The following is a 17,593-nucleotide window of genomic DNA, read 5'->3' on the forward strand; positions in this document are numbered from 1 at the left end:
CTGCCGAGCCTGTAAGGCCCCTCCTGTAGGAGCGAGCCTGCTCGCGAAAAACGCCTGGGCAACGCGGGCATTCAGGCAGGGCGCGTTATCGTTGACGACCATCGCGAGCGGGCTCGCTCCTGCAGTGGATTGTGTAAACCCTGTGGGAGCGGGCTTGCCCGCGAATAGATTTTGAACAAGACGAGGACTTGGGATGAAAACCCTCTGGCAACACTGCCACGTCGCAACCATGGCGCAAGGCGTCTACTCGATCATCGAGGACGCGGCCATCGTGACGTCCGGTGCGCTCATTGAGTGGATCGGCCCGCGCGCTGACCTGCCGGCAGGCGAGTACCCGGCGGTCAAAGATTTGAATGGGGCCTGGGTCACGCCGGGCCTGATCGACTGCCACACCCACACGGTGTTCGGCGGTAATCGCAGCGGTGAATTCGAGCAGCGCCTGCAAGGCGTCAGCTATGCGGAAATTGCCGCCAGCGGTGGCGGCATCGCCAGCACCGTGCGCGCCACCCGTGCAGCCAGCGAAGACGAACTGTTCGCCAGTGCCGCCAAGCGCCTGAAAAGCCTGATGCGCGACGGCGTCACCAGCATCGAAATCAAGTCCGGCTACGGCCTCGACCTGGCCAGCGAACGCAAGATGCTGCGCGTCGCCCGTCGCCTCGGCGCTGAACTGCCAATCAGCGTGCGCAGCACCTGCCTGGCCGCTCACGCCTTGCCGCCGGAATTCGCCGACCGCGCCGACGATTACATCGATCACATCTGCGCTGACATGCTCCCGGCCCTGGCCGCCGAAGGGCTGGTCGACGCTGTGGATGCGTTCTGCGAGTACCTGGCGTTTTCCCCGGCGCAGGTTGAGCGGGTATTTATCACCGCACAGAAGCTGGGCTTGCCAGTGAAGCTGCACGCCGAGCAGTTGTCATCGTTGCACGGTTCCAGCCTGGCGGCGCGTTACCACGCACTGTCCGCCGATCATCTGGAATTCATGACCGAAGACGATGCCATCGCTATGGCCGAATCTGGCACCGTCGCGGTATTGCTGCCAGGAGCCTTCTACTTCCTGCGCGAAACCCAATTGCCGCCTATGGAAGCCCTGCGCAAGCACGGCGTGAAGATCGCCATCGCCAGCGACCTCAATCCGGGTACCTCGCCAGCGCTATCATTGCGCCTGATGCTGAACATGGCCTGTACCTGTTTCCGCATGACCCCGGAAGAAGCCTTGGCCGGTGCAACGATTCACGCCGCTACCGCGCTGGGCATGGCCGACACCCACGGTTCGCTGGAAGCCGGAAAAGTCGCGGATTTCGTGGCCTGGCAAATCGAACGTCCGGCCGACCTGTCGTACTGGCTGGGCGGCGACCTGGAAAAACGCGTCGTGCGTCACGGCGTCGAGACAAGTCTGTAGGAGAGCAGCTGTGGATAAGGTTCTGAACTTCAAACAAGGCCGCGTACCGCTGCTGATCAGCATGCCCCACGCGGGCGTGCGCCTGACTCCGGAGGTCGAGGCCGGGTTGATCCCGCAGGCGAAAAGCCTGCCGGACACCGACTGGCACATCCCGCAGCTTTATGACTTCGCCGCTGAACTGGGCGCCAGTACCCTGGCCGCCGAATACTCGCGGTTCGTCATTGACCTGAACCGTCCATCCGATGACAAGCCACTGTACGTGGGTGCGACCACTGGCTTGTACCCGGCCACGCTGTTCGACGGCGTGCCATTGTTCCGTGAAGGCCTGGAACCTTCGAAAGAAGAGCGTGCGACCTATCTGGAACAGATCTGGACGCCGTACCACAGCACCCTGCAACAGGAACTGGCGCGATTGAAGGCCGAGTTCGGTTATGCGCTGCTGTTCGATGCGCACTCGATCCGCTCGCTGATCCCGCACCTGTTCGACGGCAAGCTGCCGGACTTCAACCTCGGCACCTTCAACGGCGCCAGTTGCGATCCGCAGTTGGCGACGCAACTCGAAGCGATCTGCGCGCGTCATGACAATTACACCCATGTGTTGAACGGGCGCTTCAAGGGCGGCCACATCACCCGCCATTACGGTAACCCGGCCCAGGACATCCACGCCGTGCAGCTGGAACTGGGCCAGTGCACGTACATGGAAGAGTTCGAGCCGTTCCGTTATCGGGCGGATCTGGCGGAGCCTACGCGGGTGGTGTTGAAGGAGCTGCTGCAAGGCTTGCTGGCCTGGGGCGAAAAACACTACAACGCATAACCCGTGTGGGAGTGAGCCTGCTCGCGAAGAGGCCTTAACATTCAACATTGATGTTGTCTGTCGACACGCCTTCGCGAGCAGGCTCGCTCCCACAGGTAAAACGCATGACCCCATCGAACAGTCGCCACCGTGCAAAACACGGTCGCCTCAGTTCGCTTTTACCGCTCGTCTGCTGCGTAATGTTTCGGCCACGGTGCACAAAGACACCGGCCCGACAATAATCCGCTGCCGCACGAGATCATCCCGATGAAAAGACTGTTCACCCGCTGTCTCTCAATCTTCTGCGGCACCGCGCTGTTGAGTGCCGGCGCCATGGCCGCGGACGACGCCTCCTGCAAAACCGTGCGCATGGGCGTGGTCAACTGGACCGACGTGATTGCCACCAGTGGCATGGCCGATGTGCTGCTCAACGGTCTCGGCTACGAAAGCAGGCAAACCAGTGCCGTGCAGCAAATCATCTTCGCCGGCATCCGCGACAAGCGCCTGGACATTTTCCTGGGTTACTGGAAACCGGCGATGGATAAAAATATCGCACCGTTCGTGGCTGCCAATCAGGTGAAGGTCATGGATAAACCGAGCCTGGCCGATGCCCAGGCCACCCTCGCGGTCCCGGACTATGTGGCGGCGGCCGGGCTGAAAACCTTCGCGGACATCGCCCGATTCAAGGATCAGCTCGGCGGCAAGATCTACGGCATCGAGCCAGGCAGCGGCGCCAACACCACAATCAAGACCATGATCGAGACCAATCACTTCGGCCTGAAAGACTTCAAACTGATCGAGTCTGGCGAGGCCGGGATGCTGGCGGCCGTGCAGCGGGCGGTGAATCGCAAGGAGTTCGTGGTATTCGTCGGCTGGACCCCGCACCCGATGAACATCAACATGAACATCACCTACCTGACCGGCAGCGAAGATGTTTACGGTCCGAATGAAGGCGCGGCAACCGTCTCCAGCGTGACTGCCCCGGATTACGCCGAGCGCTGCCCGAACGTCAATCGGCTGCTGGAAAACCTGACGTTTACCGCTGCCCAGGAAAGCCAGTTGATGGTGCCGATCATGGAGCGCCAGACGGCTCAGGATGTCGCGAAAAAATGGCTGCGTGAGCATCCCGAGGACTTGCAGCGTTGGCTGGCGGGTGTCAGCAGTTTCGATGGCAAGGATGGCGTGGCGACGGTTCAGGCCAGTTTGAAAAACTGACACCAAAACCCTGTAGGAGCGAGCTTGCTCGCGATAGACCCGAGAACGCCGCGGGGTATCAGGTTCGCCGCGATATCGTTGACGATCATCGTCGGAACGCCGCCCGGAGCAAGCTCGCTCCTACAGGGGCCATATATTTCCCTGAACGGGCACCAGGCTAATGGCTCCTTATCCGATTTCCGAACAGATGACGGCTTTCGTCGAGAAAACCGTCAGTTTCAACAGCACCGACAGCAGCCCCGACGGTCTGCGCCAGGCCTACAACGAGATGTGCCGGGCGTTTACCCCGGCGCGCCCGGCCGGGTTATATGTGGTCGATTTCGAGTTGGCCGGGGTTGCTGTTCGCTCCTATCAACCACCGGCCAGTGGCGCGTCGTGCATCGTTTACCTGCATGGCGGTGGCTGGGTGGTGGGGGACCTTGATTCCCACGATTTCATCTGCGCCGAATTGGCATCGACACTCGGTGCACTGGTGATCGCCGTTGATTACCGCCGGGCACCGGAGCATCCGTTTCCCGCCGCGTTCGATGATTGCCTGAAGGTCTGGCGAGCACTGCGTACCGGGCCGTTTCAACTCGATCCGGAACGCATGCTGGTGGCCGGCGACAGTGCGGGTGGCAATCTTGCGGCGGCGTTATGCCTGGCGCTACGCGATACCGGAGAGCCGGTGCCGTACGCGCAGGTGCTGATCTATCCGGGGTTGGGCGGCGATCACCAGCTGCCATCGCGCAGTGAGTGCATCGACGCGCCGCTGCTCAGCAGCAGTGACGTCGATTGCTATCACGCACTTTACCTGCGTGGCATCCGCCATCCGAACGCCTACGCCATGCCATTGCTCGCCACGGATTTCAGCGGACTGCCACCGGCATGGATCGCCGTGGCGCAATTCGATCCGTTGCGCGATGACGGCGTACTGTATGCCGAGCGACTGAATGCCGCGGGCGTGGCTGCCACACTTTATCTCGGTGAGGGTCTGGTTCATGGCTGTTTACGGGCCCGTGGGCAGGCGGTCGAGGTCGATGCACTGTACGAAAACCTGTTCGGATATCTGTCGGCAAAACTCTGACTCCGCACGGGCATGCTCATTGACGCAATTCGGGTTTATGATGCCGGACGGCAGAATAATAGAAGTCCCCCCAGGGATGACCTCGACCCCTTACGGAGTGCGCAATGCAGACTTTGTACCCGCAGATCAAACCCCACGCCCGGCACGATCTGGCTGTCGACGAAACTCACACGCTGTATGTCGACGAAAGCGGTTCACCGGAAGGATTGCCGGTGGTGTTCATCCACGGCGGCCCCGGTGCCGGGTGCGATGCCCAGAGTCGGTGCTACTTCGATCCAAACCTGTACCGCATCGTGACCTTCGATCAGCGTGGTTGCGGCCGCTCCACGCCCCACGCCAGTCTGGAAAACAATACGACCTGGGATCTGGTCGCCGACCTCGAGCGGATTCGCCAGCACTTGGGCATCGACAAATGGGTGCTGTTCGGTGGCTCCTGGGGTTCGACCCTGGCGCTGGCCTACGCGCAAACCCACCCTGAGCGTGTGCACGGTCTGATCCTGCGCGGGATCTTTCTCTGCCGCCCGCAAGAAATCGAATGGTTTTACCAGGCTGGCGCCAGCCGCCTGTTTCCCGATTACTGGCAGGACTACATCGCACCGATCCCGCTGGACGAGCGCGATGACTTGCTTGCCGCGTTCCACAAGCGACTGGTCGGCAACGACCAGATTGCCCAGATGCACGCGGCCAAGGCCTGGTCCATCTGGGAGGGGCGCACCGCGACCCTGCGTCCTAACCCGCTGGTGGTCGATCGCTTCTCCGAGCCACAACGCGCATTGTCGATTGCCCGCATCGAATGCCACTACTTCAGCAACCACGCCTTCCTGGAGCCGAACCAGTTGATCCGCAACATGGACAAGATCGCCCATTTGCCTGGCGTGATCATCCATGGTCGCTATGACGTGATCTGCCCGCTGGATAACGCCTGGGAATTGCATCAGGCCTGGCCGAACAGTGAACTGCAGGTCATCCGCGATGCCGGTCATGCCGCTTCCGAGCCGGGAATCACCGACGCTCTGGTACGTGCCGCCAATCTGATGGCCCGTCGTCTGCTTAATCTGGCGCCTGAAGAAGCATGAAGGCTCTGCTGCAACGGGTGCGTGGCGCGCGAGTCGAGGTCGCGGGCGAGATCGTGGGCGCCGTCGATCAGGGCTTGCTGGTGCTGGTGGCCGTCGAGCCCGACGACACGCGGGCTAGCGCCGACAAACTTCTCAATAAGCTGCTTAACTATCGGGTGTTCAGTGACGCTGAGGGCAAGATGAATCTGTCCCTGGCGGATGTGGGCGGCGGGCTGCTGCTGGTCTCTCAGTTCACCCTGGCTGCCGATACCAAAAACGGGTTGCGTCCGAGTTTTTCGACCGCGGCCCCTCCGGCGCTGGGCGAGGAATTATTCGACTATCTATTAAGCAAAGCGAAACAGGTGCATGGCACTGTGGCATCAGGTAGATTCGGCGCGGATATGCAGGTGCATCTGGTCAATGATGGCCCGGTAACCTTCCTGTTACAGGCCTGAAAGCGCTTGAAACAAGTTTTTAAGCTCATTTCGACTGAAAACAGGGTTTTTTCGCGATAAATACTTTGTTACCCCTGATGCGTTGTAACGCGGCCTACTAGATAATCGCGCGCTACGGGGATCAGCGTTCGTTGGTCCATTTTGACTTAGGTAGAGACTTGTCCGGATCCGATTGGGGAATCATTTCGCCCCAGCGGAGTCGGAACAATGCTCGCCAACTTGGCAAGAGTGGTTTGCAAGGGCGGTTTTTTCATACCGCAGACCGTGCAGACCCTTTAACTGGCCGTTGGTTTTTTGATCTGTTTTCGGCGAGGGTTGCTCGTGATTGTTAGTCCCTGTAACGCACCAAAATTGTCTGCCAAACGGTTACGCAGCGCCCTGGTAGCGGGCTCTGCACTGCTCTGCCTGCTCAGCACCGGCCAGCTTTGGGCATTCAGTCTGGATGATGTATCGGCCAAGGCAAAAGAGCTGGCCGCGCAGAAATACGAAGCGCCGCGCAGTAACCTGCCGAACGAGTTCCGTGACATGAAATTCGCGGACTATCAGAAAATTCGTTTTCTGACGGAAAAAGCCGAATGGGCTGATCAGAAGACGCCGTTCAAGCTGTCTTTCTATCACCAGGGCATGCATTTCGATACGCCGGTGAAAATCAACGAAATCACCGCGAACACCGTCGAAGAGATCAAATACGACCCGAGTCGCTTCGACTTCGGCGATATGAAGTTCGATCCCAAGGCCACCGAACAACTGGGTTATGCCGGTTTCCGTGTGCTGTACCCGATCAACAAGGCCGACAAGCAAGACGAAATCATGACCATGCTCGGCGCGAGCTATTTCCGCGTCGTCGGCAAGGGTCACGTCTACGGTTTGTCCGCTCGCGGCATGGCCATCGATACCGCCTTGCCGTCCGGCGAAGAATTCCCGCGTTTCCGCGAATTCTGGGTTCAGCAGCCCAAGCCAGGCGACAAGCATCTGGTGATCTTCGCCTTGCTGGACTCGCCTCGTGCCACCGGTGCCTATCGCCTGATCGTGCGTCCGGGCAGCGACACCATCGTCGACGTCAAGGCGCAGATGTTCCTGCGTGACAAGGTTGGCAAACTGGGTATCGCCCCATTGACCAGCATGTACCTGTTCGGCGCCAACCAGCCGTCGAAAGTACTCAACTACCGTCGCGAACTGCACGACTCCAGCGGTCTGGCGATCCATGCCGGCAACGGCGAGTGGATCTGGCGTCCGCTGAACAACCCGAAACACCTGGCGGTGAGCAACTTCAGCGTGGAAAACCCGCGCGGCTTTGGTCTGCTGCAACGTGGCCGCGACTTCAGCCACTATGAAGACCTCGACGATCGCTATGACAAGCGCCCAAGTGCATGGATCGAACCGAAAGGCGAGTGGGGCAAGGGCACCGTTGACCTGGTCGAGATTCCAACCGCCGACGAAACCAACGACAACATTGTTGCCTTCTGGAACCCGGAAAAGTTGCCGGAACCTGGCCAGCCACTCGATGTCGCTTATCGTATGCACTGGACAATGGACGAGTCGGCCATTCACGCGCCGGACAGCGCCTGGGTCAAACAGACCCTGCGCTCCACCGGCGACGTCAAGCAGTCCAACCTGATTCGTCAACCGGACGGCAGCGTTGCCTACCTGGTGGACTTCGAAGGCCCGTCCCTGGCGGCATTGCCGGCCGATGCGGAGGTTCGCAGCCAGGTCAGCGTCGGCGACAACGCCGAGCTGGTGGAAAACAGCGTGCGCTTCAACCCTGAAACCAAGGGCTGGCGCCTGACCCTGCGGATGAAGATCAAGGATCCGAGCAAGGCCACTGAAATGCGTGCCGCATTGGTGCAGAACATTGTGCCGGCGGATCTGGCCAAAACTTCGATCCCGTCGTCGAACTCGTCGGTTGCCAAGGCCGACAAGGTTGCCGCCAAGCAACAGGAGAAGGCGGACAAGGAAGCCAAGCAAGCGGAGGCCAAGCAGGCTGAAGCGAAGCCTGTTGCAGATGCCAAGGAAAAGGCCAATAAAGACGCCAAGCAGCCTGCCGCTGCCGACGCGGCCCCAGCCACACCGGAATCGGCCCCGACTGAAGAAGTCCTGACCGAGACCTGGAGCTATCAGTTGCCTGCCGATGAGTAACTCTCAAGTACGGCCAGAAACTCTCTCCGAGTATCTGGCGCATCTGCCGATGACCGACGAGCAGCGCGCGGAACTCGCGGGCTGCCAGTCTTTCAGCGAATTGCATGAACGCCTGTCATCGTCGACGTTCGACGCCCCGACCGAAGCCGCGCAGGCTTCCGTCGGCAAACGCCTGACCCTGAGCACTGCCGAAGAGCTGCAGGACGCGGAAATGCTGGCGCTCGACGCCAGCGGCCGGGTCTGCCTCAAGGCGACTCCGCCGATCCGGCGGACCAAGGTCGTGCCGGAGCCGTGGCGCACCAACATTCTGGTGCGTGGCTGGCGCCGCCTGACCGGTCGCACCAATCCGCCGAAGCCGCCGAAGGACGAACGTGTCCTGCCGGCCGCACGCTGGCGCACCGTCGGTTCGATCCGTCGCTACATTCTGTTGCTGCTGATGCTCGGCCAGACCATCGTCGCCGGCTGGTACATGAAAGGCATCATGCCGTACCAGGGCTGGTCGTTTGTCGACCTCAACGAAGTGCTGCACCAACCGCTGCTGCAAACCGCCACGCAAGTGCTGCCGTATGCCTTGCAGACCAGCATCCTGATCCTGTTCGGGATTCTGTTCTGCTGGGTGTCGGCCGGTTTCTGGACGGCGCTGATGGGCTTCCTGGAATTGCTCACCGGTCACGACAAGTACCGTATTTCCGGTGCCAGCGCTGGCGATGAACCGATTCCGAAGGATGCGCGCACCGCCCTGGTGATGCCGATCTGCAACGAAGACGTGCCACGGGTATTCGCCGGTCTGCGAGCGACCTTCGAGTCGGTTGCGGCCACGGGTGACCTGGACCGCTTCGATTTCTTCGTTCTCAGTGACAGTAACGACGCCGATATCTGTGTTGCCGAGCAACAGGCCTGGCTGGACGTCTGCCGCGAAGCCGGGGGCTTCGGCAAGATCTTCTATCGCCGCCGTCGCCGTCGCGTAAAACGTAAAAGCGGCAACCTCGACGACTTCTGCCGTCGTTGGGGTGGTGACTACAAGTACATGGTCGTACTCGATGCCGACTCCGTGATGAGCGGCGAGTGTCTGACCAGTCTGGTACGCCTGATGGAGGCCACGCCGGACGCCGGGATCATCCAGACCGCGCCACGTGCGTCGGGCATGGACACCCTGTATGCGCGCATGCAGCAGTTCGCTACCCGAGTGTATGGCCCGCTGTTCACTGCCGGCCTGCACTTCTGGCAACTGGGCGAGTCGCACTACTGGGGCCACAACGCGATCATCCGCATGAAGCCGTTTATCGATCACTGCGCCCTGGCGCCGTTGCCCGGTAAAGGCGCGTTCTCCGGCGCGATCCTGTCCCACGACTTCGTTGAAGCCGCGTTGATGCGCCGTGCCGGCTGGGGCGTGTGGATCGCCTACGACTTGCCGGGCAGCTATGAAGAACTGCCGCCAAACCTGCTCGACGAACTCAAGCGTGACCGTCGCTGGTGCCACGGTAACCTGATGAACTTCCGTCTGTTCCTGGTCAAGGGCATGCACCCGGTGCACCGCGCGGTGTTCCTGACCGGCGTGATGTCCTACCTGTCGGCGCCGTTGTGGTTCTTCTTCCTGGTGTTGTCGACGGCGCTGCTGGCGGTCAATACGCTGATGGAGCCGCAGTACTTCCTCGAGCCGCGTCAGCTCTATCCGCTGTGGCCGCAATGGCACCCGGACAAGGCGATCGCGCTGTTCTCGACTACGATCGTGCTGCTGTTCCTGCCGAAACTGTTGAGCATCATCCTGATCTGGGCCAAGGGCGCGAAAGAGTTCGGCGGCAAGTTCAAGGTGACCCTGTCGATGCTGCTGGAGATGCTGTTCTCCATGCTATTGGCGCCGGTGCGGATGATTTTCCACACCCGTTTCGTCCTCGCCGCGTTCCTCGGCTGGGCCGCGACCTGGAACTCGCCGCAACGTGACGACGACTCCACGCCGTGGAGCGAAGCGGTCAAGCGCCACGGTCCGCAAACCCTGCTGGGCTTCTTCTGGGCCCTGCTGGTGATCTGGCTGAACCCGAGCTTCCTGTGGTGGCTGGTGCCGATTGTCGGTTCGTTGATGCTGTCGATCCCGGTGTCGGTGATTTCCAGCCGCGTCGGCCTGGGCCTGAAGTCCCGTGACGAGAGCCTGTTCCTGATCCCGGAGGAATACAATCCGCCGCAGGCCTTGCTGTCCACCGATCAGTACACCCACGAAAACCGCTGGCACGCGCTGAACGACGGCTTCGTCCGTTCGGTGGTCGACCCGCAGCAGAACGCCCTGGCGTGCTCGCTGGCGACCTCGCGTCACCGTGAGGCCGAGCCGATTGAATGGCTGCGGATCGAGCGGGTGCGGCACGCGATGAAAGTCGGTCCTGAAGGGCTGACCAACAACGAGCGTGTGCAGTTGTTGAGCGACCCGGTGGCATTGGCTCGCCTGCATGAGCAGGTCTGGAGCGAAGGTCATGCCGAGTGGCTGGGCGCGTGGCGCAAGTCGATCAAGGCCGACCCCCACGCACCGCTGTTGCCGCTAAAGCCGTTGAGCGCACAACCTCAGTTGGCCTGATGAAAAAAAGCCCCGCTACCCGGCGGGGCTTTTTTTTGCCTGATCGTTCCCAAACCCTTGTGCAAATGGGCGAGTAGTTTAGGATCCGTCCCCGAATTGGTGTGCCCGGATAATTTTTGTCCGTATTGGTGCGTTTCCTCCCGTGGAGCCGCCATTTTTGCGCGCCTCACAACGCAATGGTTTTGGGGACTTGAAGATGAAGAAGTATCTGTCGATGCTGCTGGTCGGCGTCACGGCACTGGTTGCAGTCAACGCGGCGCAGGCCGGTGCCATCGATGACGCGGTCAAGCGCGGCACGTTGAAAGTCGGCATGGACCCGACCTACATGCCGTTTGAAATGACCAACAAGCGCGGCGAGATCATCGGTTTCGAAGTCGACATTCTCAAAGCCATGTCCAAGGCCATGGGCGTCAAGCTGGAACTGGTGTCCACCGGTTACGACGGCATCATCCCGGCCCTGCTGACCGACAAGTTCGACATGATCGGCAGCGGCATGACCCTGACCCAGGAGCGCAACCTGCGCCTGAATTTCAGCGAACCGTTCATCGTGGTCGGCCAGACCCTGCTGATCCGCAAGGAGCTGGAAGGCACCATCAAGTCCTATAAAGACCTGAACACTGGCGACTACCGCATCACCTCCAAGCTCGGCACCACCGGCGAAATGGTCGCCAAAAAGCTGATCGCCAAAGCCAAGTACCACGGCTACGACAACGAGCAGGAAGCAGTGCTTGATGTGGTCAACGGCAAGGCTGACGCCTTCATCTACGACGCGCCGTACAACGTCGTGGCGGTGAACAAGGTCGGCAACGGCAAACTGGTGTTCCTCGACAAGCCGTTCACCTATGAGCCGCTGGCCTTCGGTTTGAAGAAGGGTGACTACGACAGCATCAACTTCATCAACAACTTCCTGCACCAGATCCACGAAGACGGCACCTACGATCGCATCCATGACAAGTGGTTCAAGAGCAGCGAGTGGCTCAAGGACATGGAGTAACGCTCGGTCAGACTGAGTCGCCCCATTCGCGAGCAGGCTCGCTCCCACAGGAATACGCGTTCCAATGTGGGAGCGAGCCTGCTCGCGAAGACGGCCTCCTTCGCGACATAGAATTCGGAACCCTCAGAGCAAATGAAACAGAAAAAAGCCCAATGGCCCTGGCACGTGCTGACCGTGCTGGTGCTGATCGGCCTGGTCGGCGCGTTGTATTACGCCACCTCGCTGATGTCCTACGAATGGCGCTGGAACCGTGTGCCGCAATACTTCGCTTACCACGCCGAAGAGTCCCAGCGTGCCGCCGACATCTCCACCGTCAGCGAACTGGTGCGCAAGGGCGACAAGGCTGAAGTCACCCTGCGCAACGACGCGGGTGATGAGCAGCACCTGACCGTCGAAGAAAACAGTCTGCAAGTCGCCCAAGGCGATGACGTAGCCGAAGGCGACGTCGTTGGTGTGACCCGCCATTGGACCGCAGGACCGCTTATGTGGGGCCTCTGGACCACCTTGTGGCTGTCCGTGGTGTCCGGCGTTCTCGGGCTGCTGATCGGTCTGGCCACTGGCCTGTGCCGGTTGTCGAACAACCCGACCCTGCGCGACCTTTCGACCATTTACGTCGAGCTGGTGCGCGGCACGCCGCTGCTGGTGCAGATCTTCATTTTCTACTTCTTCATCGGCACCGTGATGAACCTGTCCCGGGAATTCGCCGGGATCGCCGCGCTGTCGCTATTCACCGGTGCCTACGTGGCGGAGATCATCCGTTCCGGCGTGCAATCGATTGCACGCGGCCAGAACGAAGCCGCACGGTCGCTGGGTTTGAGCGCAGGCCAGTCGATGCGTCATGTGGTGCTGCCGCAAGCCTTCAAGCGTGTGCTGCCGCCGCTGGCCGGGCAGTTCATCAGCCTGGTGAAAGACACCTCGCTGGTGTCGGTGATCGCGATTACCGAGCTGCTTAAAAGCGGCCGCGAAGTCATCACCACCTCGTTTTCGCCGTTCGAGATTCTGTTCTGCGTCGCCGGTCTGTACCTGTTGATCAACCTGCCGCTGTCGAAAATCGCCAGCCGGCTTGAGCGGAGGCTCGCGCAAAGTGATTGAAGTCCGCGATCTGGTAAAAGTCTTCGACACCCGCGGCCAGGTGGTGCGCGCGGTGGATAACGTCTCCACCATCGTTGCCAAGGGCGAAGTGCTGGTGGTGATCGGTCCGTCCGGCTCCGGCAAGTCGACCTTCCTGCGCTGCCTCAATGGTCTGGAAGAGTTCGACTCGGGCTCGGTGAGCATCGACGGCCTGCAACTGGCTGATCCGAAAACCGACGTCAACGCCTACCGCCGTGAAGTCGGCATGGTGTTCCAGCACTTCAACCTGTTCCCGCACATGACCGTTCTGGAAAACCTCTGCCTGGCGCAGAAAGTCGTGCGCAAGCGCGGCCAGAAGGAAAGCGAGGCCAAGGCTCTGGCGTTGCTGGAGAAGGTCGGTATCGCGCAGAAGGCCCGCGAGTACCCGTCGCGCCTCTCCGGCGGCCAGCAGCAGCGCGTGGCGATTGCCCGGGCGCTGGCGATGGATCCCAAGGTCATGCTATTCGATGAACCGACCTCGGCCCTCGACCCGGAAATGGTCGGCGAAGTGCTGGACGTGATGAAGAGCCTGGCCGTGGAAGGCATGACCATGGTTTGCGTCACCCACGAAATGGGCTTCGCCCGGGAAGTGGCGGACCGGGTGCTGTTCTTCGATCACGGCAAGTTGCTGGAAGATGCTTCGCCAGCGGAGTTCTTCGATGCGCCGAAGGATCCGCGGGCGCAGGCGTTTTTGCGCCAGGTTCTGTAACGTCAGTGTCTGTTGAACCGCCTTCGCGAGCGGGCTCGCTCCCACATTGGATCTGTGTACGGCAGAACCCTGTGGGAGCGAGCCTGCTCGCGAAGGCATCACCTCAAACCTTGAACTTGCCCACCAGCATCTGCAGATGCGTCCCCAGTCGCGCCAGCTCGACGCTGGAGGCCGCGGTCTCTTCACTGGCCGCCGAGGTCTGATCCGACACATCCCGCACGTTCAGCACGCTGCGGTTGATCTCTTCGGCCACGGCGCTTTGCTGTTCGGCGGCAGCGGCGATCTGCTGGTTCATCGCCTGGATCGCCGAAACGGTGCGGGTGATGTTTTCCAGTGAGCCACCGGCGCGGCGGGTCAGTTCGACACTGCTGTCGGTCAGGGTGCGGCTGTTGTCCATGATGGTCGCGACTTGCTGCGTGCCGTTTTGCAGGCCGACGATCAGCTCTTCGATCTCTTCGGTGGACTTCTGGGTGCGCTGGGCCAGGCTGCGGACTTCGTCTGCCACTACGGCAAAACCACGCCCGGCTTCACCGGCGCGGGCGGCTTCAATCGCCGCGTTGAGCGCCAGCAGGTTGGTTTGCTGGGCCACGGACTTGATGACGTCGAGCACGCTGCCGATCTTGTCGCTTTCGCGCTTGAGTTCGCCCATGGCCTCGGTGGAGTGACCGACTTGCGCAGCCAGGCGTTCGATCTGGGCGATGGCTTCACCGACCACTTTGTCGCCCTCGCGGGCCTGCTGGTCGGCGGCGACGGCGGCTTCGGAGGCCTCTTCGGCGTTGCGTGCCACTTCCTGCACGGTGGCGGCCATTTCGTTCATGGCAGTCGCGACCTGATCGGTCTCGACCTTCTGGCTGTTGACCCCGGCGCTGGTCTGTTCGGTGACGGCGGATAGCTCTTCGGCGGCGCTGGCAATCTGCGTGACACCGTCGCTGATGCCGCCGATCAATTCACGCAGGCCCTGGGTCATGCTCTGCATGGCACGCTGCAACTGGCCGAGTTCGTCGCGGCGCAGGGAGATCAGGTTGTGGGTCAGGTCGCCACTGGCAACGCGTTCAGCGACGGCCAGGGTCTGGTTCAACGGAACGATGATCTGCCGGGTGATGGCCCAGGCGGCCAGCAAGCCGAAGGCAATGGCCAGCACTGTGGCGAGGGTCAGCATGTTCTTGGCGTGGGTGGCATCGGTGTCGCGCACGACGGTTTGCGAGACGGTGAGTTTCTGGCTCATGTCCAACAGGATGTCGCCTTGGGCAGACATGCGTACCAGGGCCTTGGCGCTGGCCACCTGGGAGTCGCGGAACTGGCTGACAGCGGCGCGGTAGGCCTTCAGCGAGTCCGCCGCCTGTTGCAGGTTGGCGATGTGTTCTTCAGGCAGTTTGGCCGGGAGGCCCTCCAGGTTCTTCAGGGCGTTGTCGATGGCGTCAAGGGCTGGCTGTTCGGCTTCGCTCTTGCCGCTGTAGGTGTAGCCGCGAACCTGGAAGCGCGCCTGCTGGATCAGTTTGCTCAGGTCTATCACGCTGTTGAACGCTGTGACGCTGTCGCCTTGCAGCATGGATTTTTCCACTTCGGCGACGCGGGCCACGGCGTTATCGGCGGTGGCGCCGAGCTTGCTGCGGGCGTCTTCACGCTGGGCGCCGGCCTGGGTCATGTCACCGAAGGCACGACGGTATTCGGCGACGGCGGCCAATTGTTGCTCGACCATGGCCGTATCAGCCGGTTGCTCGATCAGGCCGCGGGCGGTCTGCAGGCCGCTTTCGAGTTTGCCCAGCAGATCGTTGACGGCGCCGGGACCTTGTTCGCCGCGACGCATCTCGTAATCCAGGCGGGCGATGCGCAGGTCCTTGGTCAGGTCGTTGAGGCTGGCGATGAATCCCAGTTTATCGCCACGGCTGGTCACGCCGCTCAGGCCGCTCCAGCCGGTGAAGGTGATCAGCAGGGTCAGTAACAGCACCAGACCGAAGCCGATCCCCAGCTTGCGTTTGACGCTGACGTTTCCCAGATTCTCGGCTAGCCATTGGTACATGCTGAAACTCCCCGGACCGCAATTTGGTTTTATGGGGGGTATATCGGCAGGGGGGGCTGAATCTGTAGACACTACTCGACGTACGGGCAGGTAAGTTTACGGGGCAGATGATGGTCCCACAGGGGATTGTGTCCAGGATTAGAAAAGGCGTGCCAGCAGCGCGGTCACGGCGGTTTCGACACGAAGAATGCGTTCGCCCAGTTGCACCGGTTGCAGGCCGGATTTGCCCAGCAGGTCGATCTCGTAGGGAATCCAGCCACCTTCGGGGCCGATGGCCAGGGTCACCGGCTCGCTGAGTGCGCGAGGGCAGGGCGGGTAATTGCCCGGATGCCCCACCAGGCCGAGGGTACCGTCGGTAATCGCCGGCAAACGGTCTTCGACGAACGGCTTGAAGCGCTTCTCGATGACGACTTGCGGCAGCACGCTGTCCCGCGCCTGTTCCAGGCCGAGGATCAACTGCTCGCGAATCGCCTCGGGCTCCAGGAATGGGGTCTGCCAGAAGCTCTTCTCGACGCGATAGCTGTTGACCAGCACGACCCGTGGCACACCCATGGCCGCCACGGTCTGAAGCACCCTACGGAGCATCTTGGGCCTTGGCAGGGCCAACACCAGGGTCAATGGCAGCTTGGCCGGTGGCGGCTGGTCGAGGGTGACGCGTAATTCTGCTTCGTTGGCGTCCAGGCGCAGCACTTCGGCCGAGCCCATCAGTCCGCCGATCCGCCCGACGCGCATGCTGTCACCGACTTCGCAGCGGTGGACTTCCTGCATGTGGGTCAACCGGCGATCACGCAGGACCACCCGGTCGGCCGCAATGAAGTCGGCATCGATGAGGAGCAGCAGGTTCACGCTTGGGTCGCTGGCGGCTGGTCGTTGTGATCGTCAGCCGGCTGGTCTTCCTGATGGTCGCTGCGCTTGCTGATCAGGCTGCCAAACAGGATGCCGATCTCGAACAGCAACCACATCGGCACGGCCAGCAGGGTCTGCGAGAAGATGTCCGGCGGTGTCAGGATCATGCCGACCACGAAGCAGCCAATGATCACATAGGGGCGGATTTTCTTCAGGTATTTGACGTCGACCACGCCGATCCACACCAGCAGCACCACGGCCACCGGGATTTCGAACGCCACGCCAAAGGCGAAGAACAGCGTCATGACGAAATCGAGGTAGCTGGTGATGTCGGTCATCATCTCGACGCCGGCTGGGGTGGCCGCGGCGAAGAACTTGAAGATCAGCGGGAACACCAGGAAATAGGCGAAGGCCATGCCGGTGTAGAACAGCAGGATGCTGGACACCAGTAGCGGCATGGCGATGCGCTTTTCATGCTTGTACAGGCCGGGGGCGATGAAACCCCAGATCTGATGCAGGATCACCGGAATCGCCAGGAACAGCGAGACCATCATGGTCAGCTTCAGTGGCGTCAGGAACGGCGACGACACGTCGGTGGCAATCATCGTCGCGCCGGCCGGCAGGTACTGGCGCAGCGGTGTGGAGACGAAGGTGTAGATCTGCTGGGTGAAAGCAAACAGGCCGGCGAAGATGATGAAAATCGCCGCTACGCAGCGCAGCAGTCGGGTACGCAACTCGGTGAGGTGCGAAACCAGCGGCATGTGCTGGTCGTTTTCAGGAAGATCGCTCATGGGGCTCGCGGCGGCAAAGTGGTGTCATTAGGCGCCGGTGTTGTCGGCGCGGTGACTGGAGCAACCGGCGTTGCTGCAACAACAGGCACAGGTTCAACAGGCGCTACAACGGGAGCAGGTATCGGGTCGACAGCAGCGGCGGGAGCTTGAATCGTCTGCTCTCCCAAGTGTTCCACCGGCGTCGGCTCCTGCTGAGTCGGCGTGAAGATTTTCCGCGCCTCCTGCTCAAGGGACAGGATGTGTTCGTTGTGCAGTTGCCGACGAATCTCGTCGGCACCGATTTCACGTTCAACTTCCTGTTTGATTGCGTTGAAGCTGCGCTTCAGACGCCCGACCCACAGGCCGGCGGTGCGCGCAGCGCCCGGCAAGCGCTCGGGGCCCAGCACCAGCAGGGCGACGAGGCCGACGAGCAGCAGTTCAGAGAAGCTGATACCAAACATT

General features: G+C 61.3%; 15 protein-coding genes and 1 pseudogene. 11 read left to right on the forward strand and 5 right to left on the reverse strand.

What is annotated here, in order from left to right:
* The first annotated feature begins 193 nt into the window (after window positions 1–193).
* The 11 genes from hutI to CAF65_RS16865 all read left to right on the forward strand — a co-directional run bounded on the left by hutI (window position 194) and on the right by CAF65_RS16865 (window position 13,495).
* Window positions 194–1,399: an imidazolonepropionase gene (hutI, locus tag CAF65_RS16815; protein WP_085717287.1), complete on the forward strand. Its 1,206-nt coding sequence runs from the start codon at window positions 194–196 to the stop codon at window positions 1,397–1,399.
* A 10-nt stretch (window positions 1,400–1,409) separates the two neighbouring features.
* A complete protein-coding gene (gene hutG / locus CAF65_RS16820; protein WP_085717288.1) occupies window positions 1,410–2,213 on the forward strand; it encodes an N-formylglutamate deformylase in 804 nt (267 codons plus the stop codon).
* Between the two features lie 246 nt (window positions 2,214–2,459).
* Window positions 2,460–3,407 (forward strand): choline ABC transporter substrate-binding protein, encoded by a 948-nt coding sequence (locus CAF65_RS16825; protein ID WP_085717289.1) that lies wholly within the window; start codon window positions 2,460–2,462, stop codon window positions 3,405–3,407.
* A gap of 160 nt (window positions 3,408–3,567) precedes the next feature.
* On the forward strand, window positions 3,568–4,473 hold the full coding sequence (locus CAF65_RS16830; protein WP_085717290.1) for an alpha/beta hydrolase: 906 nt from the start codon (window positions 3,568–3,570) through the stop codon (window positions 4,471–4,473).
* 104 nt (window positions 4,474–4,577) lie between these two features.
* Window positions 4,578–5,549 (forward strand): prolyl aminopeptidase, encoded by a 972-nt coding sequence (pip, locus tag CAF65_RS16835; RefSeq protein WP_085717291.1) that lies wholly within the window; start codon window positions 4,578–4,580, stop codon window positions 5,547–5,549.
* On the forward strand, window positions 5,546–5,983 hold the full coding sequence (gene dtd / locus CAF65_RS16840) for a D-aminoacyl-tRNA deacylase (RefSeq protein WP_008017064.1): 438 nt from the start codon (window positions 5,546–5,548) through the stop codon (window positions 5,981–5,983). The genes pip and dtd overlap by 4 nt, the downstream gene beginning before the upstream one ends.
* 321 nt (window positions 5,984–6,304) lie before the next feature.
* Window positions 6,305–8,119, forward strand: coding sequence for a glucan biosynthesis protein G (locus CAF65_RS16845; RefSeq protein ID WP_085717292.1), 1,815 nt, complete (start codon window positions 6,305–6,307; stop codon window positions 8,117–8,119).
* Window positions 8,112–10,682 (forward strand): glucans biosynthesis glucosyltransferase MdoH, encoded by a 2,571-nt coding sequence (gene mdoH, locus CAF65_RS16850; RefSeq protein WP_085717293.1) that lies wholly within the window; start codon window positions 8,112–8,114, stop codon window positions 10,680–10,682. The genes CAF65_RS16845 and mdoH overlap by 8 nt, the downstream gene beginning before the upstream one ends.
* A 196-nt stretch (window positions 10,683–10,878) precedes the next feature.
* A complete protein-coding gene (locus CAF65_RS16855) occupies window positions 10,879–11,676 on the forward strand; it encodes a transporter substrate-binding domain-containing protein (RefSeq protein WP_085717495.1) in 798 nt (265 codons plus the stop codon).
* A 132-nt stretch (window positions 11,677–11,808) separates the two neighbouring features.
* The gene (locus tag CAF65_RS16860; RefSeq protein ID WP_085717294.1) at window positions 11,809–12,768 is read left to right on the forward strand and encodes an amino acid ABC transporter permease; all 960 of its coding nucleotides are present in this window, start codon (window positions 11,809–11,811) and stop codon (window positions 12,766–12,768) included.
* Entirely contained in the window at window positions 12,761–13,495 is a 735-nt protein-coding gene (locus tag CAF65_RS16865) for an amino acid ABC transporter ATP-binding protein (RefSeq protein ID WP_085717295.1), read from the forward strand. The genes CAF65_RS16860 and CAF65_RS16865 overlap by 8 nt, the downstream gene beginning before the upstream one ends.
* 103 nt (window positions 13,496–13,598) lie before the next feature.
* Here the strand turns inward: CAF65_RS16865 and CAF65_RS29065 are convergent, their stop codons facing one another.
* The 5 genes and pseudogenes from CAF65_RS29065 to tatB form a co-directional block, all read right to left on the reverse strand.
* A complete protein-coding gene (locus CAF65_RS29065) occupies window positions 13,599–14,471 on the reverse strand; it encodes a methyl-accepting chemotaxis protein (protein WP_371919011.1) in 873 nt (290 codons plus the stop codon).
* A pseudogene (locus tag CAF65_RS29070) lies at window positions 14,454–15,515 on the reverse strand (methyl-accepting chemotaxis protein); the annotation flags it as partial. The gene CAF65_RS29065 and the pseudogene CAF65_RS29070, both read right to left, overlap by 18 nt.
* A gap of 138 nt (window positions 15,516–15,653) precedes the next feature.
* Complete coding sequence (locus tag CAF65_RS16875) at window positions 15,654–16,361, reverse strand: 16S rRNA (uracil(1498)-N(3))-methyltransferase (RefSeq protein ID WP_085717297.1); 708 nt, start codon at window positions 16,359–16,361, stop codon at window positions 15,654–15,656.
* Complete coding sequence (tatC, locus tag CAF65_RS16880) at window positions 16,358–17,152, reverse strand: twin-arginine translocase subunit TatC (protein WP_085717298.1); 795 nt, start codon at window positions 17,150–17,152, stop codon at window positions 16,358–16,360. Before tatC ends, CAF65_RS16875 begins: the two co-directional genes overlap by 4 nt.
* Window positions 17,149–17,592, reverse strand: coding sequence for a Sec-independent protein translocase protein TatB (gene tatB, locus CAF65_RS16885; protein WP_085717299.1), 444 nt, complete (start codon window positions 17,590–17,592; stop codon window positions 17,149–17,151). Before tatB ends, tatC begins: the two co-directional genes overlap by 4 nt.
* Window position 17,593 lies beyond the last annotated feature (1 nt).

Source organism: Pseudomonas sp. B28(2017), from assembly GCF_002113025.1.
Lineage (GTDB): Bacteria > Pseudomonadota > Gammaproteobacteria > Pseudomonadales > Pseudomonadaceae > Aquipseudomonas.